Source organism: Micromonospora sp. NPDC004336, assembly GCF_053602615.1.
In genome coordinates this window covers 1-21054 of the sequence record NZ_JBSGDY010000110.1, presented here as the reverse complement: position 1 = coordinate 21054, position 21054 = coordinate 1, and the positions used below count along the sequence as shown (strand labels likewise).

At 75.2% G+C, this 21054-nt stretch carries 17 protein-coding genes and 1 pseudogene; 11 read left to right on the top strand and 7 right to left on the bottom strand.

Annotated elements, in window-relative coordinates; translation table 11 throughout:
* Positions 1-332: 332 nt before the first annotated feature.
* The 4 genes from ACWENR_RS20985 to dnaK all read right to left on the bottom strand — a co-directional run bounded on the left by ACWENR_RS20985 (position 333) and on the right by dnaK (position 4732).
* Positions 333-770: a heat shock protein transcriptional repressor HspR gene (locus tag ACWENR_RS20985; protein ID WP_091100044.1), complete on the bottom strand. Its 438-nt coding sequence runs from the start codon at positions 768-770 to the stop codon at positions 333-335.
* A gap of 46 nt (positions 771-816) precedes the next feature.
* Positions 817-2004: a molecular chaperone DnaJ gene (gene dnaJ, locus ACWENR_RS20980; RefSeq protein ID WP_452278662.1), complete on the bottom strand. Its 1188-nt coding sequence runs from the start codon at positions 2002-2004 to the stop codon at positions 817-819.
* An 83-nt stretch (positions 2005-2087) separates the two neighbouring features.
* Positions 2088-2819 carry a nucleotide exchange factor GrpE gene (gene grpE, locus ACWENR_RS20975; RefSeq protein WP_452278661.1) on the bottom strand — a complete coding sequence of 244 codons (732 nt, stop codon included), beginning with the start codon at positions 2817-2819 and terminating at the stop codon, positions 2088-2090.
* A 47-nt stretch (positions 2820-2866) separates the two neighbouring features.
* A complete protein-coding gene (gene dnaK, locus ACWENR_RS20970; RefSeq protein ID WP_452278660.1) occupies positions 2867-4732 on the bottom strand; it encodes a molecular chaperone DnaK in 1866 nt (621 codons plus the stop codon).
* Positions 4733-4953: 221 nt separating this feature from the next.
* On the opposite strand from dnaK, the gene ACWENR_RS20965 reads away from it, so the two are divergent.
* The 3 genes from ACWENR_RS20965 (at position 4954) to ACWENR_RS20955 (ending at position 9878) form a co-directional block, all read left to right on the top strand.
* On the top strand, positions 4954-6795 hold the full coding sequence (locus ACWENR_RS20965) for an ABC transporter (protein ID WP_452278659.1): 1842 nt from the start codon (positions 4954-4956) through the stop codon (positions 6793-6795).
* Positions 6792-8477 carry a GTPase gene (locus tag ACWENR_RS20960; protein WP_452278658.1) on the top strand — a complete coding sequence of 562 codons (1686 nt, stop codon included), beginning with the start codon at positions 6792-6794 and terminating at the stop codon, positions 8475-8477. The genes ACWENR_RS20965 and ACWENR_RS20960 overlap by 4 nt, the downstream gene beginning before the upstream one ends.
* Before the next feature lie 177 nt (positions 8478-8654).
* Positions 8655-9878 carry a hypothetical protein gene (locus tag ACWENR_RS20955; RefSeq protein WP_452278657.1) on the top strand — a complete coding sequence of 408 codons (1224 nt, stop codon included), beginning with the start codon at positions 8655-8657 and terminating at the stop codon, positions 9876-9878.
* Positions 9879-9933: 55 nt separating this feature from the next.
* Here the strand turns inward: ACWENR_RS20955 and ACWENR_RS20950 are convergent, their stop codons facing one another.
* Positions 9934-10692 (bottom strand): SDR family NAD(P)-dependent oxidoreductase, encoded by a 759-nt coding sequence (locus tag ACWENR_RS20950; RefSeq protein WP_452278656.1) that lies wholly within the window; start codon positions 10690-10692, stop codon positions 9934-9936.
* A gap of 55 nt (positions 10693-10747) precedes the next feature.
* Between ACWENR_RS20950 and ACWENR_RS20945 the strand changes: the two genes are divergently transcribed.
* A complete protein-coding gene (locus ACWENR_RS20945; RefSeq protein ID WP_452278655.1) occupies positions 10748-11371 on the top strand; it encodes a TetR/AcrR family transcriptional regulator in 624 nt (207 codons plus the stop codon).
* Positions 11372-11646: 275 nt separating this feature from the next.
* Here the strand turns inward: ACWENR_RS20945 and ACWENR_RS20940 are convergent, their stop codons facing one another.
* Positions 11647-12084: a VOC family protein gene (locus ACWENR_RS20940; protein ID WP_452278654.1), complete on the bottom strand. Its 438-nt coding sequence runs from the start codon at positions 12082-12084 to the stop codon at positions 11647-11649.
* Between the two features lie 173 nt (positions 12085-12257).
* Between ACWENR_RS20940 and ACWENR_RS20935 the strand changes: the two genes are divergently transcribed.
* Positions 12258-13220 carry a helix-turn-helix transcriptional regulator gene (locus tag ACWENR_RS20935; RefSeq protein WP_452278653.1) on the top strand — a complete coding sequence of 321 codons (963 nt, stop codon included), beginning with the start codon at positions 12258-12260 and terminating at the stop codon, positions 13218-13220.
* 197 nt (positions 13221-13417) lie between these two features.
* Here ACWENR_RS20935 and ACWENR_RS20930 read toward each other — a convergent pair whose 3' ends face one another.
* Positions 13418-14008, bottom strand: a complete 591-nt coding sequence (locus tag ACWENR_RS20930) for a phosphatase PAP2 family protein (protein WP_452278664.1) — start codon at positions 14006-14008, stop codon at positions 13418-13420.
* A gap of 454 nt (positions 14009-14462) precedes the next feature.
* Here ACWENR_RS20930 and ACWENR_RS20925 point away from each other — a divergent pair, with 454 nt between their 5' ends.
* The 6 genes and pseudogenes from ACWENR_RS20925 to ACWENR_RS20900 form a co-directional block, all read left to right on the top strand.
* The gene (locus ACWENR_RS20925) at positions 14463-15107 is read left to right on the top strand and encodes a hypothetical protein (RefSeq protein ID WP_452278652.1); all 645 of its coding nucleotides are present in this window, start codon (positions 14463-14465) and stop codon (positions 15105-15107) included.
* Between the two features lie 718 nt (positions 15108-15825).
* Entirely contained in the window at positions 15826-17001 is a 1176-nt protein-coding gene (gene pdhA / locus ACWENR_RS20920) for a pyruvate dehydrogenase (acetyl-transferring) E1 component subunit alpha (protein ID WP_452278651.1), read from the top strand.
* Positions 17001-17990 (top strand): alpha-ketoacid dehydrogenase subunit beta, encoded by a 990-nt coding sequence (locus tag ACWENR_RS20915; RefSeq protein WP_452278650.1) that lies wholly within the window; start codon positions 17001-17003, stop codon positions 17988-17990. Before pdhA ends, ACWENR_RS20915 begins: the two co-directional genes overlap by 1 nt.
* Positions 17991-17995: 5 nt before the next feature.
* Positions 17996-19492 carry a dihydrolipoamide acetyltransferase family protein gene (locus ACWENR_RS20910; RefSeq protein WP_452278663.1) on the top strand — a complete coding sequence of 499 codons (1497 nt, stop codon included), beginning with the start codon at positions 17996-17998 and terminating at the stop codon, positions 19490-19492.
* Between the two features lie 220 nt (positions 19493-19712).
* The gene (locus ACWENR_RS20905; protein ID WP_165947779.1) at positions 19713-19850 is read left to right on the top strand and encodes a hypothetical protein; all 138 of its coding nucleotides are present in this window, start codon (positions 19713-19715) and stop codon (positions 19848-19850) included.
* Between the two features lie 344 nt (positions 19851-20194).
* Positions 20195-21054, top strand: a pseudogene (locus tag ACWENR_RS20900) (hypothetical protein); the annotation flags it as partial.

The following is a 21054-nucleotide window of genomic DNA, read 5'->3' as shown; positions in this document are numbered from 1 at the left end:
TCACCATCTCACCAAACCCACCAACCGGGTTCGTTTAACCCCCTGGTTTCAAAACCCCCTAGTTTTACACACTTTGCTAACCACCGACCGTGCTGGGGCGCGCGCGTAGCGGCGCGGCAGACGCGCGCCTGGTGGAGCGGCAGGCGCGACAGGCCCGCGCCCGGTAGCGCGGTAGACGCCCGGTGGCGCGGCAGGCGCGCGGAGCGCGGGCGGTGACGCGGCAGGCGCGCGGGCGGTGACGCGGCAGAGCGCGGGCGGTGACGCGCGTGGCGGCGCGGCAGGCCCGCGGAGCGCGTGCGGCGGCGCGGCAGGCCGGGCGCGGTCGGTGCCCGTCAGCGTTCGGTGCGGCGGGGACGCCAGACCACCAGCGCGGTGGAGGTGCGGTTGGTCGGCACCAGGTCGCTGCCCGGGAAGCGGGCCAGCGCCTCCAGCTCGGCGATCCGGCGGTACGCGGCGTCCAACTCCGCCTCCAGCCGGGCCACCCGCTGCTGCGCCTGCTCCAGGAGCCGCTCCAGCCCGATGATCCGCTTGACCCCGGCGAGGTTGATGCCGTCGTCCTGGCTGAGCCGCTGGACCTCGCGCAGCAGCACCACGTCGCGGACGCTGTAGCGCCGCCCGCCGCCGGCGGCCCGTCCCGGCTGGACCAGGCCCAGCCGGTCGTACTGGCGCAGGGTCTGCGGGTGCATCCCCGCCATCCGCGCCGCCACCGAGATCATCAGCACCTTGGCCTCGTAGGCAGGGTCACCCGAACCGACGAACTCGTCCGACATCCCGCTCACCTCCGCGTGCGCTCCACCGAGCCGATCGAACACCGGGTCAACTGAATCGACGTACCCGCGCGTCGAGATGTTCCCGCGCGGCCGGCGGGGTCTGCGCGGCGAACGTCTCCAACGCCGTGCGCGCCTCGTCGGACAACCGTGCGGGCACCACCACGTCGAGCGTCACCAGCAGGTCGCCCGCCCGCCCGTCGCGGCGGACCACCCCCTTGCCCCGGGCCCGCAGGACCCGACCGCTCGGCGTGCCCGGCGGCACCCGCAGGGTGACCGCGCCGTCGAGGGTGGGCACCCGCAGGTCCGTGCCGAGCACCGCCTCCGCGAACGTGATCGGCACGGTCAGGGTGAGGTCGTCGCCCGTACGCCCGAACAGCTCGTCCGGCCGCACCTTCACGTGTACGAATAGGTCGCCGGCCGGGCCACCCCGGGCGCCCGGCTCGCCCCGCCCGGCCAGCCGGATCTTCTGGCCGTCGGCCACCCCGGCCGGGAAGCGGACGTTGAGCGTGCGGGTCTTGGTGACCCCGCCGGTGCCCTGGCACTCGGGGCACTTCTCCTCGACGACCGTGCCGACGCCCTGGCAGTTGCGGCACGGCTCGGAGAAGCTGAACGAGCCCTGGTTGCGGGTGGTGGCCCCGGCGCCGTGGCACACCTGGCAGGTGCGCGGCTGGGTGCCGGGCTTGGCCCCGTTGCCGTGGCAGGTGTCGCAGACGCCCGGGGCGCGCAGCGTCAGCGGGACGGTCACCCCGCGTACGGCGTCGTCGAAGTCGAGGGCCACCTCGGCCTCGACGTCCCGGCCCCGGGCCGGGCCACGGGGCGCCGCCCCGCCGCCCGCCCCGCCGCCGGAGAAGATCGAACCGAACAGGTCCTGGAAGCCGGCCCCGCCGAAGCGACGGTCGCCGCCCCCGCCGGCAGCGCCCGTGAACAGGTCGGAGACGTCGAACGGCATGCCGCCGGGCTGGCCCGCGCCCCGGGCCCCGCGCCGGAACGCGCCGGAGCCGAACAGGGAACGCAGTTCGTCGTACTCGCGGCGCTTGGCGTCGTCGCCGAGCACCCCGTACGCCTCCGAGGCGGCCTTGAAGCGCTCCTCGGCCTTCGGGTCACCGGGGTTGTGGTCCGGGTGCGAATCCCGGGCCAGCTTCCGGTACGCCTTCTTGATGTCGTCGGCGGAGGCGGCCTTGTCCACGCCCAGCACGGCGTAGAAGTCCTTCTCGATCCAGTCCTTGGAACTCACCGGTCCACCCCCTCCCTACCTGGGGACCGGCCGTCCCGCCCACCCGGTGCGGGTGGACGGGACGGCCCGGTCGTCGTCGCGCACTACTCCGGGTCGGCGACCGCGACCATCGCCGGTCGCAGCAGCCGCTCACCGACCTGGTAGCCCCGGCGCATCACCTGCACGCAGGTCGGCTCGGTGACGTCGGCCGAGGTCTGGTGGGCCACCGCCTCGTGCCGGGTCGGGTCGAACGGGTCGCCCTGCTCACCGAACGCCGTCAGCCCGAACTTGCCGAGCGCCGCGGTGAGCTGCTCCGCCACCGAACCGAACGGCCCGACGAGGTCGCCGTGCTCGCGGGCCCGGTCCAGGTCGTCCAGGATCGGCAGCAGCGCGGCGAGCACCGCGCCGGTCGCCTGCTCGGTGACCAGCCCCTTGTCCCGGTCCACCCGCTTGCGGTAGTTGGCGTACTCCGCTGTCACCCGCTGGAGGTCCCGGGTCCGCTCGTCGAGATCCTTGCGCAGCGCCTCCAGTTCGGCGCCGAGCGCGGTCCCGCCGTCGGCCGGCTGGGCCGGGGCGTCCACCACCGGCGGGCCGTCCACCGGGCTGGTCTCGACCTCGATCTCGTCGACCACGACCTCGGCCTCCTCGACCAGCCCCTCGGCCGGGGCGTCCGACCCGGCGTCGGCGGCGGCCGCGTCCGGCTCGCTGGTCTCGCTGATCTTGCGGTTGTTGCGGATGACGACCCGCGGCCCGTCGCCGGCCTGCTCGGCGGGCGCGGAGCCACCCGGCGTCGACCCGGTCGCACCCGGGTCGGCGGCTCGTGGCTTCTCCGTCATGGGGTTACCTCATCCCTCTGCCGTGGTTCCGTGTCCGGGACGGATCGTCACTTCTTGTCCTCGTCCACGATCTCCGCGTCGACCACGTCGTCCGGGCCACCGGCCGGGCCGCCGGCCTGCGGACCACCGGTCGCCCCGGCGCCCGCCGCGCCCGGGCCGGCCTCGCCCGGCTGCTCGCCCTGCTGGTTGTAGAGCAGGGAGCCGGCCTGCTGGGAGACCTGCGCCAGCTTCTCGTGCGCCGACTTGATCTTCTCGATGTCCTGGCCACCGAGCGCGCCGCGCAGCTCGCCGAGCGCCTCGTTGATCTGGTCACGGGACTCCGCCGGCAGCTTGTCGCCGCTCTCGGCCAGGAACTTCTCGGTCTGCCACTGGAGCGCCTCGGCCAGGTTGCGGGTCTCGGCCTCCTCGCGGCGACGCTTGTCGTCCTCGGCGTGCTCCTCGGCGTCGCGGCGCATGCGCTCGATGTCGTCCTTCGGCAGCGAGGAGCCACCGGTGATCGTCATCTTCTGCTCCTTGCCGGTGCCGAGGTCCTTGGCGTGCACGTTCACGATGCCGTTGGCGTCGATGTCGAACGTGACCTCGATCTGCGGCACGCCGCGCGGCGCCGGCGGGAGGCCGGTCAGCTCGAAGGTGCCGAGCTTCTTGTTGTAGGCCGCGATCTCGCGCTCGCCCTGGAACACCTGGATCAGCACCGACGGCTGGTTGTCGTCCGCCGTGGTGAAGACCTCGGAGCGCTTGGTCGGGATCGTGGTGTTGCGCTCGATCAGCTTGGTGAAGATGCCGCCCTTGGTCTCGATGCCCAGGCTCAGCGGGGTCACGTCGAGCAGCAGGACGTCCTTGACCTCGCCCTTGAGGACACCGGCCTGCAGGGCGGCGCCGACGGCGACGACCTCGTCCGGGTTGACGCCCTTGTTGGGCTCCTTGCCGGTGAGCTGCTTGACCAGGTCGGTCACGGCCGGCATCCGGGTCGAGCCGCCGACCATGATGACGTGCTCGACGTCGGAGACCTTGATGCCGGCGTCCTTCACGGCCTGCTCGAACGGGCCCTTGCAGCGGTCCAGCAGGTCCTGCGTCATCCGCTGGAACTCGGCCCGGCTGAGCGTCACGTCGAGGTGCAGCGGGCCCGCCGCGCCGGCCGTGATGTACGGCAGGTTGATGTTGGTGGTGGTGGCGGCGGACAGCTCGATCTTGGCCTTCTCGGCCGCCTCGCGGAGCCGCTGCAGGGCCATCTTGTCCTGGGCCAGGTCGATGCCGTGCTCGCCGCGGAAGGTCTTCACCAGGTGGTCGATGATCCGCTGGTCCCAGTCGTCGCCACCGAGGTTGTTGTCACCGCTGGTCGACTTGACCTCGACGACGCCCTCGGCCAGCTCCAGCAGCGACACGTCGAAGGTGCCGCCACCGAGGTCGAAGACCAGGACGGTCTGCTCCTTGGAGCCCTTGTCCAGCCCGTACGCCAGGGCCGCCGCGGTCGGCTCGTTCACGATCCGCAGCACGTTGAAGCCGGCGATCTCACCGGCCTCCTTGGTGGCCTGGCGCTGACCGTCGTTGAAGTAGGCCGGGACGGTGATCACCGCGTCGGTGATCTGCTCGCCCAGGTACGCCTCGGCGTCCCGCTTGAGCTTCATCAGCGTGCGGGCCGAGATCTCCTGCGGGGTGTACTTCTTGCCGTCGATGTCGACGGACCAGTTGGTGCCGATCTCCCGCTTGACCGAGCGGATCGTCCGGTCCGGGTTGGTCACCGCCTGGCGCTTGGCGACCTCACCGACGAGCACCTCGCCGTTGCGGGCGAACGCGACGATCGACGGGGTCGTCCGCGAGCCCTCAGCGTTGGCGATGACGGTGGGCTCACCGCCCTCCAGGACGCTGACGCAGGAGTTCGTCGTGCCGAGGTCGATACCGACCGCACGTGCCATCTTCGCTTCCTCGCTTCGTGACGTTGTGAGCCGCCCGCGGGCGTCGCCCGGAGCCGCTCGGCGGGCGTCGCCCGCAGCGACCCCACCACAAGTTGAGTGAACTTGACTCAATAGTGCCACGCCCCCGGAAATCGTCAAGTCGAGGTTGAGTCGACCCGACGCAAGTCACGGTTGCTACCGATCGGTTGTCTTCCCTTGCGTCGGTCGGGCACGCTTTAGCGGTGACGACGCACGGCGATTCCGCCACCCAGGCCGGCGCGCCCACCGTCGCAGCCCGCACCGGCCCCGTCGACGCCGGGGAGGACCGGCCCGCCACCACCGGGGACGACAGCCTCCCCGCCGCACTGGCCGACCTGCGCGCCGCGATCCGGGCCGCCCGGTTCCCGCTGGCGCTGCCCTCCGCCGAGCCCGCCCGACGGGCCGCCGGAAGCCTCACCGACCAGCTCGACGACTACCTGCTCCCCCGGCTGCGCCGGCTCGACGCCCCGCTGCTCGTGGTGGTCGGCGGGTCCACCGGCGCAGGCAAGTCCACCCTCGTCAACAGCCTCGTGCAGGCGCGGGTGAGCGCCGCCGGGGTGCTGCGGCCCACCACCCGCTCCCCGGTGCTGGTGTGCAGCCCCGCCGACTCCGGCTGGTTCCGCCAGGGCGACCTGCTGCCGGGCCTCACCCGCACCAGCGAGCCCAGCGAGGACCCGCGCACCCTGCAACTGGTCACCGCCCCCGCCCTGCCGCCCGGGCTGGCCTTCCTCGACGCCCCCGACATCGACTCGGTGGTCGACGCCAACCGGGCGCTGGCCGGCCAACTCCTGGCGGCGGCCGACCTGTGGCTCTTCGTCACCACCGCCGCCCGCTACGCCGACGCGGTCCCCTGGGAGCTGCTGCGCAGCGCCCGGGCCCGGGGCGCGGTGATCGCCATGGTGCTGGACCGGGTGCCCCCGGAGGCGGCCGACGAGATCGCCGCCCACCTGTCGGAGATGCTCGCCGCGCAGGATCTCGGCGCGGCCCCGCTGTTCGTGCTGCCCGAGACCTGGGTCGACGGGCAGGGGCTGCTGCCCGACCGGGTCACCGCGCCGTTGGCCGCCTGGTTCGCCCGGCTGGCCGCCGACGCCGACGCCCGGGCGGCCGTGGTCCGGCAGACCCTCGACGGGGCGCTCGCCGCGCTCCGCCCGGCGGCCGAGGAGCTCGCCGACGCGGCGGACGGGCAGGTGGTCGCCGCCGACGCGCTCGACGAACGGGTACGGGCGGCCTACCGGGGGGCGCACCGGACCGTCGAGCAGGGGCTGCGGGACGGTCGGCTGCTCCGGGGCGAGGTGCTCGCCCGCTGGCAGGAGTTCGTCGGCACCGGCGAGTTCTTCCGCACCCTGGAGGCCCGGATCGGGCGGCTCCGCGACCGGGTGGTGGCCGCCGTCACCGGCCGGCCCGCGCCCGCGTCCGAGCTGCGCGACGCCATCGAGTCCCAGCTGGTGACCCTGCTGCGCGGCGTGGCCGCCGAGGCGGCGGAGAACGCGTACACCGGGTGGAAGGCGCATCCCGCCGGGGCGGCGCTGCTCGAACCGGAGCTGGCCCACCCCTCCGCCGACCTGCCCGAACGCGCCGAACGCCTGGTCCGGGAGTGGCAGCGCGGCGTGCTGGAGCTGGTCCGCGCCGAGGGCGGTGACCGGCGCTTCGTGGCCCGCACGGCCGCGTACGCGGTGAACGCCACCGGGCTCGCGGTGATGATCGCCGTGTTCGCCTCGACGGCGTTCATCCCGACCGGGCTGGAGGTGGCCACCGGGGCCGGCACGACCGTCGCCGCGCAGACCGTGCTCCAGGCGATCTTCGGCGACCAGGCCGTGCGTACGCTCGCCGCCAAGGCCCGGGCCGACCTGCTGGAGCGGGTGCGGGCGCTGCTGGACGACGAGGCCGCCCGCTACCTCGCCCGGACGGCGGAGGCCCGGCCCGCCGCGGACGCCGCCGAGGAGCTGCGCCGGGCCGCCAACCGGGTGGAGATCGCGCGGCACCGCAGCGGGCTCGCCGACGCGGACGCCGCGAACCTGCCCGGCACCGAGAGCGGGGAGCGATGACGAACATCGTCGGGCGGATGCGCGAGGCGTTCCGTGGCGACCGGCGGGTCGACGCCGACGCGCTGATCGCCCGCCTCGACGCCGTACGCCGGTTCCTCGCGGTCGTCGACGGCCACCTGCCGGATTCGCAGCTCGTGCCGGCCCACACCCTCGTCGAGCGGGCCGGCACCCGGCTGGCGCTCTCCCGCGACCACACCGTGGTGGCCCTCGCCGGCGCGACCGGCAGCGGCAAGTCGAGCCTGTTCAACGCGCTCGCCCGGATGGAGCTCTCCCCGGTCGGGGTGCGCCGCCCCACCACCGGCGTCACCCACGCCTGCGTCTGGGGGCCGCTCGACGGCGGCAACCGGCTGCTCGACTGGGTCGGCGTGCTGCCCCGGCACCGGTTCGTGCGGGAGAGCGTGCTCGACGGCGACGACGAGTCCGCCCTGCACGGGCTGATCCTGCTCGACCTGCCCGACTTCGACTCGGTGCAGCGGTCCCACCGGCTGGAGGTGGACCGGCTGCTCGGCCTCGTCGACCTCGTGGTGTGGGTGGTCGACCCGCAGAAGTACGCCGACCGCGTCATCCACACCAGCTACCTCCGCGAGTTCCACCGGCACCGCGACGTCACCCTGGTCGTGCTCAACCAGGCCGACCGGCTGCCCCCGGCCGAGCTGCCCCGGGTGCTGGCCGACCTGCGCCGGCTGCTCGACGCGGACGGCCTGGCCGGCGTGCCGCTGCTGGCCACCACCGCCGTCGACCCGGCGGGCATGCTCGGGCTGCGGGAGGCGCTGGAACGCACGGTGGCCGAGCGGCAGGCCGCGCTGCGCCGGCTCCAGGGCGACGTGGACAGCGTGGTGGCGGGGCTCGACGAGCTGGTCGGGGGCGCCTCGCCGCCCGCCGGGCCGGCCGACGCCGCCGGCACCGACCTGCACCGGGCCCTGGCCGGCGCGGCCGGGGTGCCGGCGGTCGCCGAGGCGGTCGAGCAGGCGTACCGGCACCGCGGCGGCGCGGCCACCGGCTGGCCGCTGGTCCGGGGCTGGCGCCGCCTGCGGCCCGACCCGCTGCGCCGCCTGCACCTGCCCGGCCCGGCCGGCGAGCGGGACGAGCCGGCGGAGAGCCTGGTCGCCGCGACCTCGGTGCCCGACCCCACCGCCGCCCAGCGCTCCGCGCTCGGCCTGGCGATCCGGTCGGTGGCCGACCGGGCGGGCGCGGACCTGCCCGCCGCCTGGCCGGCCGCGGTGACCGCCGCCGCCCGGTCCCGCCTCGGCGACCTGCCGGACGCGCTGGACCGCGCGGTCGCCGGCACCGACCTCGGCATGGACCGGCGGCCGGTCTGGTGGCGGATCGTCGGCGGCCTCCAGTGGCTGGTGACCCTGGCCGCGCTGGCCGGGCTCGGGTGGCTGGCGCTCGGCTACGGGCTGCGCGCGCTGGGCCTGCCGGCGTTGGACAACCCGACCGTGGGCGAGGTGCCGCTGCCCACCCTGCTGCTCCTCGGGGGCCTGCTCGCCGGGCTACTGGTGGCGGCCCTGACCAGGCCGGTCGTCCGGTGGGCGGCCCGCCGCGCCCGCCGCCGCGCGCAACGGCGGCTCACCGACGCGGTGGCGGCGGTCGGCGACGAGCACGTGCTGGCCCCGGTGCGGGCGGTGCTCGCCTCCTACGCCGAGGCCCGGGCGGCCCTGCGGGACGCCGCCGGCGACTGAGGCAGCGCGATCCCGCCCCCGCGCCACCGCGTCCCGGGGTGGCCGGCCGCCCGGCGCTGCCGCGTCCCGGCGTTGGCCGGCCGGCCGGCGCGCGCGACGGCCCGGGGGCGGGTGCCGCGACGCGGCGCTCCGGTCGCTCGTGCCGTCCCGAGGCGGGCGGCGGCGTAGGGTCGGTGGATGGGAACGCCTCAGACCCCGTACGACGCGGTGCTGCACGCCGCCCGTGACGTGGCCAAGCTGGAGAACGCCCTCGACGCGGAGATGCTCGGCGCGGCCCTGCTCGGCAGCGTCTACGCGGTTGCGGAGACCGAGCGTGACGTCGCCGTCCGGGACTTCGTGGCCGGCTTCCTGGCCGCCACCGCGCGCCGCCGCTCGGCCGCCGCGACCACCATCCGCCCCGTCTTCGCCGCGCTGGTGCCCGACGCCGACGGCGCCGCCCGGGTCCGCCCCGGCGCCGCCGCCCCCGACTGGGCCGCCCACCTCGGCCGGGTGCACCTCACCGGCTGCTGGTCCTACGGCGACGTGTACGGCGACCAGACCTCCTACCTCGCGACCTTCGCTTACGACGACGCGGCCGGCGGGCCGGCGCACGCGGTGGTGACGCTGCTCGACCACAACATCGGCATCACCAAGGACGTCTTCGTCGGCGGGCCGCCCGAGCGAATCCTCGACCAGGTGCGGCAGATGTGCGCCGGGGACGACCTGACCTGGTTCCGTGAGGAGGAGCCGGCGCGGATGCACGCCGAGGTGGGCCGGCACCTGGCGATCACCGACGGGATGGGCGAGCTGCCCGGGGAGGGCTCGCTGGCCACCGACCGCGCCCTGCTCGGCGCCCGGCTGGCCCGGCTGCCCCACCCCACCCGCAGCGCGCCCGCGCCCGCCGCCGAGCCGCTCACCGCCGCCGAGCGTACGGAGCTGGTCCGCCGGTTCCTCGCCTCGCCCGAGGCGGCCCGGTTCGGCCTGGACGCCGTCGACGGGGCGGAGCTGGCCTCGCTGCACTTCTGCCTCAGCCTGCTGCTGGACCACGCGGCCAGCTTCCCGGACGCCGACCCGATGCGGTGGAGCCCGACCGTGGCGGGGCTGTTCCTGCTCGACTGGGTGCACCGGCGGGCCGTGCTGGACATGGACGACGCCGCCCTGCTGCCCCGGGTGCTGCGGTCCTGGGCCGCGTACGCCGCCCGCAAGCGCGGGCTGCCCGAGCGGGCGGCGGCGCAGACCGACACGGCGATCGAGGAGATGGTGCCGGAGTTCGCCCGCCTCTACAGCACGGGCGAGCGGCGCAGCCCCGCCACCGCCGCCGTCGCCCAGTTGATGGCCGACGGCGTCGACCCGGACGACCCGGCCGCCCTGGACGCCTGGATCGAGGCCAACCGGCACCGCCTGGCCGACGACGGCGCCTGACGGTTCCCGCTTCCCGGGCGCCCATGGCGTACGCCGTCAGGGGCGCCCGGGGCCGTCACAGGGCCGAGCCGCCGGTGGCGTCGACGACCTGGCCGGTGACCCATCGGGCCTCTTCCGAGGCGAGGAACCGCACCACGTCGGCCACGTCGTCGACGGTGCCGACCCGGTTGAACACCGACAGCGCGGCGGCCGACTCCCGGGCGTCGCCCTGGAGCCAGCCGGCGTTCATGTCCGTGTCGATGATGCCGGGCATGACGGCGTTGACGGTGACGCCGCGGGCGGCCAGGGTCGGGGCCAGGGCCAGCGTCAGCGCGTTCAGCGCCGCCTTCGTCGCCGAGTAGACGGGATGCGTCGGGGCGGCGATCCGGGTGTAGCCCGTCGAGATGTTGACCACCCGCCCGCCGTCGCGCATGTGCGGCCACAGCGCCTGGGTGAGGAAGAGCGGGACGGTGAGGTTGATCTCCACCGTCCGCCGGTAGGTCGCCTCGTCGATCGAGCCCAGCCGCTGGGACCCGGCGACGCCGGCGTTGTTGACCAGGACGTCGATCTCGCGGCGCCCGACGGCCTGCTCGACCCGGTCGAGGAACGCCGTGGCGAGCCGCTCGGCCGCGGTCGCGCCGTCCGCGTCGAAGCCGGCCCGGACCAGCACCGGCGCCGCGCCGGACCGGCGGACCAGTTCCGCGGTCTGCCGGGCGGCGGCCTCGTCGCGCGTGTAGTGGACCCCGACCACCTCCGCGCCCGCCTCCGCGAGCGCGACCGCGACGGCCCGGCCGATCCCCCGCGAACTTCCCGTCACCAGCACAGATCGCCCCATGACCCCTCCTTTTGTAGCAGTCACTACAGAACTGGCGACTACTATAGTGGTCGCTATGAAAAGCGCGAAGCGGGGGCCGGGCCGACCTCGATCCTTCGATCAGGAGCAGGTCCTGGAGCAGGCCACGCAGGTGTTCTGGGCGCACGGCTACGAGGGCGCCAGCCTCACGATGCTCCAGGCCGCCACGGGCCTGAACCCGCCGAGCATCTACCACGCGTTCGGCTCGAAGGCCGGGTTGTACTCGGCCTGCCTCGACCACTACGTCTCGAACGTCCGGCAGCAGACGAACGCCGCGCTCACCCGGGAGGTCGCCGACCGCGCCGGGCTGGCGGAGTTCCTCCTCAGCGCGGCACGGCAGTTCACCGACGCCGAATGCCCGGGCGGGTGCATGATCTCCACGGCGGCGCTCGAACTGCCGCCGCAGTCGGACTCCGTCGCCCGCGCCGTCGCCGGCCGCCGCGACACGACCCTGGGGCTCCTCACCGACTACTTCCGGCGCGCCCAGGCCACCGGCAAGCTCGACCGTGGCGCGGACCCGAAGGCACTCAGCCGGTACTTCGGCGCGATCATCCAGGGCATGTCCGTGCAGGCCCGCGACGGCGCCACGGCGGACGAGCTGACGGCCGTGGTCCACATCGCGCTCACCGCCTGGCAGGAGCCGTCCGCGGCCCGCCGATAGCGGTCGACCTCCCGCCCCTCAGGCCCGCTCTCGGTGCTGCTGGAGCTGGCCGAGGCCGAGTCCGACCCGGGGGTGCTCACCGAGGTCGCCGGTGGCGGCGACGGCGTCGGCTGGTGGCGGCGTCGGTTGGGCGGCAGCGTCGGCGTCGGCTCGGCGTCTGTGCCGGCTCGGTGCGGCGGCGGTGCCGGCCTGGCCGGTCCGACGGCGGTGCCGGCCCAGCCGGTCCGACGGCGGTGCCGGCCTGGCCGGCGCGGGCGGCACCGCCGAGCGGCCGGTCAGTCGAGGCAGAACTCGTTGCCCTCCGGGTCGGCCATCACGATGTGCCCGGCGCCGAGCGGCGGGGCGGGCTCGAAGCGGTCGAGCCGGGTCGCGCCACGGGAGACGAGCCGCTCGGCCTCCGCCTCCAGGGCCGCCATCCGCGCGTCGCCCGCCAGCCCGGGAGCGGCCCGCACATCGAGGTGTACGCGGTTCTTCGCCCGCTTGCCCTCCGGCACCCGCTGGAAGAACAGCCGGGGCCCCGAGCCCTCGGGGTCAAGCACCGCCGAGGCGTCGTTACGGCGCTCGGGCGGCACGCCCATCGCCTCCAGCGCCTGTTCCCACGACTCGAAGCCCGCAGGCGGGCCCTGCACCTGGTAGCCGAGGGCATCGGCCCAGAAGGCGGCCAGCGCGGCCGGGTCGGCGCAGTCGAAGGTGATCTGGACGTCGCGGGCCATCTCAGCTCGCCTCCTGTCGGGTGCGTCGGTGGGTGTGCGGGAGCGGGCACACCTCGGGCAGATGGTGGATCAACTGCTCTCGGAGCAGGAGGTTCCAGAGCTGATCGGTCATGGACCCATCCTGCCGAAGATAGCGGACAGGATCGTTCCGCGATTCGTGCAACGCTGGCCGCATGACTGTCGAGGCGACGACCGAGCGGGTACTGCGGCTGCTGATGCTGCTACAGCGCCGGCCGTCCTGGACCGCCGCCGAACTCGCCGCCGAGCTGGGGGTCACCGACCGCTCCGTACGTCGCGACGTGGAACGGCTGCGCGCGCTCGGCTATCCCGTGCACGCGACGGCGGGCGTCGGGGGCGGCTACCAGCTCGGTGCCGGCACCCGGCTGCCGCCGCTGCTCCTCGACGACGGGGAGGCGATCGCGACGGCGGTCTCCCTGCGGCTGGCGTCGGGCGGCACGGTCGCCGGAGCGGGCGAGGCGGCGCTGCGGGCGCTCGCGAAGCTCGACCAGGTGATGCCGGCCCGGCTGCGCGCCGAGGTGCGGGCGGTGCACGACGCCACCGACACCCTCGTCGGCCCCGGCGTCGAGATCGACGCGGAGCTGCTGGTGACGCTCGCCCGGGCCTGCCGCGACGCCGTGCGGGTGCGCTTCCGGTACGCCGGCCGCGACGGCGGGGAGCACGAGCGCACGGTCGAGCCGGTGCGGATGGTCACCACCGGCCGCCGCTGGTACCTGATGGCCTGGGACGTCGACCGCGCCGACTGGCGCACCTTCCGGCTGGACCGGATGCGCGCGGTGGCGGCGACCACCTGGCGCTTCCGGGCGAGGGAGCATCCCGACCCGGTGGCCTACGTACGACGATCCGTCACCGAGGCCCCCTACCGGCACCTCGCCCGGGTGCGGCTGCACGCCCGGGCCGAGCGGGTGCGGGAGCTGGTGCCCCCGCAGGTGGGACGCGTCGAGGAGGACCGCGACGGGTGGTGCGTGCTGGTCGTCGGCGCGGAAGACCTGGACGCGCTCGCCGTGCACGTGGCGCGGCTGGGCTTCGAGGCGGAGGTGCTTGAACCCCCGGAGCTGCGGGAGGCCGCCGCCCGGCTCGCCCGCCGCCTCGCGGCGCTGGCCGGGACCGGCGGCTGACGGCCCGACCGCCCGCACCTGCGGAAGATCCGCCGGAGAGCGCCCGACCGGCGGACGGCTCAGCGGCGGACGCCCCGACCGGCGGGCCGCTCAGCGTGGGGCCGCTCAGCGTGGGGCCGCTCAGCGTGGGGCCGCTCAGCGTGGGGCCGCTCAGCGTGGGGCGCGGCTCAGCGTGGGGCGGCTCAGCGCAGGACGGCTCAGCGTAGGACGGCGAAGACGAGCCCCGCGACCAGGGCGCCGAGCAGACCCCCCGCGACCACCTGCGGCACGGTGTGGTCGCGCAGGCGGACCCGGGACCAGCCGACGAGCACGAGCAGCGGGGCGGTCGCCAGCAACGCCGCCCCGAACGTCAGCACCAGCACGACCACCGTGCCGGCGGCGACCGCCGAGTGGATCGACATCTTCCACCAGTGGCTCACGGCCACGGCGACCACCAGGCCGACCAGGCCGGCGGCGGCCAGGGCCAGCACGGGGCGGGGTGCGCCGAGCACCGCGAGCAGGGCCAGCCCGGCGGCCACCGAGCAGAGGCCGAACAGCAGCGGGACGCGACGCTGCTCGCGGACCCCCACGTGGTGGTCGGTGAACCGGCCCCGACGCACCCCGCCGACGATGTACGCGAACGGGATGCCGCTGACGAAGAGCGTGGCGAGCAACCCCCAGGCCAGCCCGTGGGCGCCCCGCGCGCTGTGCCAGCCGACCGCCAGCGTCAGCACGGAGACCAGCACGGCCGGCGCGGTCAACTCGGTGACGAGCCGGGCGACCCGCAGCGTACGCCCGGGGCGCGGCACGGCGGTCGGGCCGGTCGAGGGTCCCGCGCCCGTGCCGTCCGCTCCGCTCAGCGCCCCGCCCCTGCTCGGGCCCGGGTCGTCCCGGAGCCACCCCGTCCGCACGGCCCGGTGCCGGCCGCGCCCGCCCGGTGACTCATCCGCCGCCGACCGTCACCGTACCCGGGGGACCGGCCGGACCGGGGCCGCATCCGCGGCGCCGGGGCCGGCATCCGCGACGCCGGCGCTCGTGACGCCGGGGGCGGCGTCAGCGCCCGTGGTGCTGGGGCCGGCATCCGCGACGCCGAGGCCGGCCACGCCGGTCGCGGTCGGGGCGTCGCGCGGCGGAGCCACGGCGGGTACCCGGATCGGCGCGGGGCGGGCGGCCGGCGGGCTGCCGGCGCTCGTCGGCTCGACCGAACCCGGCCCGGCCGTGGGCCGGGCTCCCGAGGAGGTCGGCCCGGCCGTCGGACCGGCCGTGGGCCGGACCGTCGGCCCGGGCGTCGGCTCGGCCGTCGGCTCGACCGTGGGCCGGTCCGTCGGCTCGGCGGTCGGCTCGACCGTGGGCCCGGCGCCCGACGAGGTCGGCCCGGCCGTCGGGTCGGCCGTGGGCCGGTCCGTCGGCTCGGCGGTCGGCCCGGCCGTGGGCCCGGCACCCGACGAGGTCGGCCCGGCCGTCGGCTCCTCGTCCGGCGAGCCGGTCGCCGTCACCACCGGTGACGGACTGGGCGAGGGCGACGGACTGGGCGAGGGCGACGGGCTGGGCGACGGGCTCGGTGCGGGCAGCGGGACCGGCCGGCCGGCCGGCGGGCGCGGCGGGGCCGCCACGGGCGGAGGCGGCGGGCGTACGCCCGACGGCGCCTCGACCGGCGTACGGGGGACCGGGGCGGCGGGCCGCCAGCTGCTCGGCGTCGCCACGGCCGGGGTGGGGGTCGACGGGGTGACCGGCGGCTGGCTCGTCACCGGCGGCGGGATCACCACCGGGCCGACCGACGGCGTCGGCAGGAAGGGGGTGCCGCTGTCCGGCAGGGCCGTGCTGCCCACCGTGGCCGAGCCGGTGCTGATCGCGGCGAGGATCGGCATCGACGCGGTGCCCGCGAGCAGCGCCACGGTGAACAGGTAGCCGCGGGGCGGCCCACCGGAACCGGGCGCCCGGTGCGCGCCGACCATCCGGCGGTAGCCACCGCCCGCGCGATGCCGGCCGAGGAACGGCGAGCCGGGACCTTCACCTGGATCGGACACCGCACACTCCTCCTCGTCGGCCTCCCGCCCGGCGGGGAAGCGGTGGGACCACCCGTCCCCGGCGGCCCGGCGGCGGGTCGGCGCGCCGGCGACCGACCGGGCGCCCGAACGGCGGCGCGGGGCGCGGCCGGAAGCGGCAAACCGCTCGACCTGGGCGAACCCGCGACAATCAGCCTGTCGCAGTGACGCTGCGTCAGCCAACCCTGTACAGCGTGTCGACACGCGTATATGGCCGAACGGTGACGAACCATCGCCGGATCGGCCGCGCGTCGATGGAACGGACGCCCGGCGCTTCGTGTAACGAAGCGGACCGCCGGCCGGTGCGGGGCGGGCGTACTGTGGGCGCGCTCACGTGTGATGCGAATATGGACCACGACGGCAACGCAGCCACGACCTCCGCGCACCCTCGCGGCAGGCGCGGCTGGGCGCCGGCGCTCCCGAACCGGGTTCGGCCAAGAATCCGGCTTCACGCCGCGCGGCAACCCCCACCGGGGCTAGGCGCGGCCGCCAGGAACCGGTCCGGCACCAGCCGGACAGGCGCACGAGTTGCGCGGCCGGGTGACCCCCCGGTGCCGACGCAGACAGACAGGGAGAGACGGATGGCAAAGGGCGACCCCGGGGTCTCCAGCCGCGGCCGACGGGCCGCACCCCGGTCCAGGAAGGGCGCGACCGGCGACCCGCAGCTGGTGCAGCTGCTCACCCCCGAGGGTGAGCGCGTCGAGAGCGCGACCGGGCCGGACGGGACCGAATACCGCGTCGACTTCACCGACGAGGAGTACCGCGGGCTCTACCGCGACCTCGTGCTGGTCCGCAAGCTCGACGCCGAGGCCACCGCCTTGCAGCGCCAGGGCGAGCTGGGCCTGTGGGCCAGCCTGCTGGGCCAGGAGGCCGCCCAGGTGGGTTCGGGGCGCGCGCTGCGTACCCAGGACATGGCCTTCCCGACCTACCGGGAGCACGGCGTCCTCTACTGCCGGGGCATCGACCCGATCATGCCGCTGGGCCTGTTCCGGGGCGTCGACCAGGGCGGCTGGGACCCGAACGAGTTCAAGTTCAACATGTACACGATCGTGATCGGGGCGCAGACCCTGCACGCGACCGGGTACGCCATGGGCGTCCACATGGACGGCAAGACCGGCACCGAGGACGGCGAGGCGGTCATCGCCTACTTCGGCGACGGCGCCACCAGCCAGGGCGACGTCAACGAGGCGTTCGTCTGGGCCAGCGTCTTCAACGCCCCGCTGGTGTTCTTCTGCCAGAACAACCAGTACGCCATCTCCGAGCCGCTGGAGCGGCAGACCCGCGTCCCGCTCTACCAGCGGGCCGGCGGCTTCGGCTTCCCCGGCGTCCGGGTGGACGGCAACGACGTGCTCGCGTCGTACGCGGTGACCCGGCACGCGCTGGACAACGCCCGGCTCGGCCAGGGCCCCAGCCTGATCGAGGCCTACACCTACCGGATGGGCGCCCACACCACCTCGGACGACCCGACCCGCTACCGGATCGCCAGCGAGGTCGAGGCCTGGCAGGCCAAGGACCCGATCGCCCGGATGAAGGCGTTCCTGACCAAGCAGCAGATCGCCGACGCCGACTTCTTCGCCGCCGTCGACGAGCAGGCCCGCGCCGAGTCGGTGCACCTGCGCGAGCGGGTGCTCGCCATGCCCAACCCCGAGCCGGTGACGATGTTCGACCACGTCTACCCCAACGGGTCCCCCGAGCTCGACGAGCAGCGGGCGCAGTTCACGAAGTACATGGAGTCGTTCGAGGGGAGCGCCCACTGATGGCCACGGAGACGCTCACCCTCGGCAAGGCCCTCAACACCGGTCTGCGCAGGGCCCTGGAGAACGACCCGAAGGTCGTCGTCATGGGCGAGGACGTCGGCAAGCTCGGCGGCGTCTTCCGGATCACCGACGGCCTCCAGAAGGACTTCGGCGACCAGCGGGTGATCGACACCCCGCTCGCCGAGTCCGGCATCATCGGCACCGCGGTCGGCCTGGCCATCCGCGGCTACCGCCCGGTCTGCGAGATCCAGTTCGACGGCTTCGTCTACCCCGCGTACGACCAGATCGTGTCGCAGGTGGCGAAGATGCACTACCGCTCGCAGGGCAAGGTCAAGATCCCGATGGTGATCCGGATCCCGTTCGGCGGCGGCATCGGCGCGGTCGAGCACCACTCGGAGTCGCCGGAGGCCTACTTCGCCCACACCGCCGGCCTCAAGGTGGTGAGCTGCGCCAACCCGCAGGACGCGTACTCGATGATCCAGCAGGCGATCGCCTCGGACGACCCGATCGTGTTCCTGGAGCCGAAGCGGCGCTACTGGGAGAAGGGCCCGGTCGAGCTGGACGCCCCGCTGTCCGAGGCGTACCCGCTGCACTCGTCCCGGGTCGTCCGGCCCGGCGCCGACGCCACCCTGCTGGCGTACGGGCCGATGGTGCGCACCTGCCTGGACGCGGCGACCGCCGCGAGCGAGGACGGCCGCGAGCTGGAGGTCATCGACCTGCGCTCGATCTCCCCGCTGGACCTGTCCGCCGCGTACGAGTCGGTGCGGCGCACCGGCCGCTGCGTGGTCGTCCACGAGGCCCCGGGCAACCTGGGCCTGGGCTCGGAGATCGCGGCCCGGATCACCGAGGAGTGCTTCTACTCCCTGGAGTCCCCGGTGCTGCGGGTGACGGGCTTCGACACCCCCTACCCGGCGGCCCGGGTGGAGGAGGAGTACCTGCCCGACCTCGACCGGGTGCTCGACGCCGTCGACCGCACCTTCGGCTGGTGAGCGGCATGTCGCGGATCAAGGAGTTCAACCTTCCCGACCTGGGCGAGGGCCTGACCGAGGGCGAGATCCTCGCCTGGCTGGTCAAGGTCGGTGACGTCATCGAGCTGAACCAGCCGATCGTCGAGGTGGAGACGGCCAAGGCGGCCGTCGAGATCCCGGCGAAGTGGGCCGGCCAGGTGCAGGCGATCTTCCACCCGGAGGGGAGCACGGTCGAGGTCGGCACGCCGATCATCGCGATCGACACCGACCCGGGCGCCGGGCCGATCGAGCCGTCGACGACCGGTGCGCCGGCCGCCGACCTGCCCACCCCGTCGGCGGCGTCGCTGGCGGCGGTCGAGGTGGCGCCGGCCGAGGGCGCGGTCGAGCCGGGCCTGATCGGCGGTCCCGCACCGGGTGGGCGTACCGCCGTGCTGGTCGGCTACGGCCCGCGGACGACGGCGGCCAAGCGGCGCCCGCGCAAGGGCGCCGCACCGGTGCCGACCCAGGCCGCGGCGCCGGTCGCGCCGGCGGCCCCGGTCGCCCCCGCGGCCCCGGTCGCCCCCGCGGCCCCGGTCACGCCGGCGGTCCCGGTCACGCCCGCGGCCCCGGTGAACGGCCACGGCCGGGCCGGGGGTCCGGTGCTGGCCAAGCCGCCGGTGCGCAAGCTCGCCAAGGATCTCGGCGTCGACCTCGCCACGCTGACCGGCTCGGGCCCGCTGGGCTCGATCACCCGCGAGGACGTGCAGCGGGCGGCGGCGGGCGCGACCACGGCGGCGGCCGAGCCGCTCGCGGTGGCGGCCCCGGCGGCGGCGAGCTTCGGCGCGGACCGCGAGCAGCGCATCCCCGTCAAGGGGGTACGCAGGCTCACCGCCGAGAACATGTCCCGCTCGGCGTTCACCGCCCCGCACGTGACGGAGTTCCTGACCGTCGACGTGACCCGGGCGATGAAGGCGCTGGACCGGCTCCGCAACCGGCGGGAGTGGCGCGACGTGCGGGTCTCGCCGCTGCTGCTGGTCGCCAAGGCGGTGCTGCTGGCGGTCAAGCGCCACCCGATGGTCAACTCGACCTGGGCCGGCGACGAGATCGTGGTCAAGGACTACGTCAACCTGGGCATCGCGGCGGCCACCGAGCGCGGGCTGATCGTGCCGAACATCAAGGACGCCGGCCGGCTCTCGCTGCGCGAGCTGGCGGACGCGATGACCGACCTGGTGCAGACGGCCAAGGCGGGGAAGACCTCGCCGGCCGACATGTCCGGCGGCACGCTGACGATCACCAACGTCGGCGTGTTCGGGGTGGACACCGGCACGCCGATCCTGCCCCCGGGCGAGTCGGCGATCCTGGCCTTCGGCGCCGTACGCGAGATGCCCTGGGTGCACAAGGGCAAGGTGAAGCCGCGCCAGGTCACCACGCTGGGCCTGTCGTTCGACCACCGCATCATCGACGGTGAGCTGGGCTCGAAGTTCCTGCGCGACATCGGGGACTTCCTGGCCGATCCGGAGGCGGCGCTGCTCGCCTGGACCTGACCGGTCTCGACACCAGCCACGGCCGGTGTGCCACGGGTGAACGCCCGGCACACCGGCCGTGTCCGTTGGGAGACGAATCCTTCGGCACCCAAGCCCGTTGACCTTCGATCGTTAGGCTCGTGTCCCAGCTCACCTAATAATCGATGGAATTTGGGGGCGCGTTGGGGTTCAATAGAGACATCAAGGGGCTGACAACCGAATAAGCCAGGAGGAGATACCCGTGAGCATGATCGAGCGAATTCGCAACCGCCGCGACGCCAACCGCCGCGCCCGCGCCATCGAGCACGCGCTGCGTTCCGCCAACTCGCCCGCGGTCCGCGAAGAGATCCTCGCCATCGCCCAGCGTCACATGAGCTGACGCCCAGAACCTTCCTCACCTCCTCCAGATCGATGGCCCACCCGGTCCGCCCGGGTGGGCCGTCGGCGTTCCGGGCCGACTGAGACCGGGATTCCACCTCGCCGCAGCGCCCGGTACGGTGGGCTTCGGTCGTCGTCCGCGACCCCGGAGCAGGTCGAGTCGATAGAAGCCCTTCGACACCGCCCGGCCACGCGGAGTGATGGCCGGTGCTCCCCGGAAGCCCTCGGGCGGCCACCGGATACGGTGCGGGGAGCCGGCACGGCCGGTACACCGGCGACGCCGGCCACCCTGCCGAACAGACCGATCGGCAGCGGCGGCCGACAGGTGATGGAGGAGGCGCACGCATGACGTCCGAGGGCACGCACCACCCCGGCCAGCAGCCGGACGAGGTGTCGCCGGGCGCCGGCGGACCGGCGCCGTACGGCGACCGGCCGGCGCAGCAGGGCAACGGCTACGGCGCACCCGACCTGGGCTGGGCGCCTCCGCCGCCGTCCGGGCAGCCGAACCCACCGGCCTGGGCCGCGCAGAACGAGCAGCAGCCGGGCCCCGCCTGGGGCGCCACCCAGGCCCCGCAGCAGAACGATCCGGCCCCGCCCGCCGCCTGGGCTCCGGCCGGCGGCTCCGCGCAGCCGGCGTGGGCGGCAGCGCAGGGCGAGCAGGCCGGTCCCGCGTGGGCCGCCGCCCCGCCGCCGCACGCCGCCCCCGACCAGCCCGAGTGGGCTGCCCAGGGCGAGCAGCCCGCCCCCGCCTGGTCGCAGCCCGAGCCCGCCGCGCGCGGCGCCGCCCAGGTCCCGCAGGCCGCCCCGGCCCCCCAGTCCTGGCCCACGCAGCAGGACGACCCCGCCCGCTCCGGCGGCTGGAACACCGAGCCCCCGCAGGACCCCGCCCGTTCCGGCGGCTGGGCCGCGGGGCAGCAGGACGACCAGGCCCGCCCCGGCGGCTGGGCCGACGGCGCCGCACCCGGCGACCGGCCGCCGCAGGACGGCCCCAACCGCTCCGGCGGCTGGAACGCCCAGCAAGACGACCCGAGCCGCTCCGGCGGCTGGAACGCCGGCGGCGAGCAGCGGAACGCGCAGCCCGAGTGGGCTGCCCAGGGCGAGCAGGCATCCCCCGCCTGGTCGCAGCCCGAGCCCGCCGCGCGCGGCGCCGCCCAGGTCCCGCAGGCCGCCCCGTCCCCCCAGCCCTGGCCCGCCCGGGAGTGCGG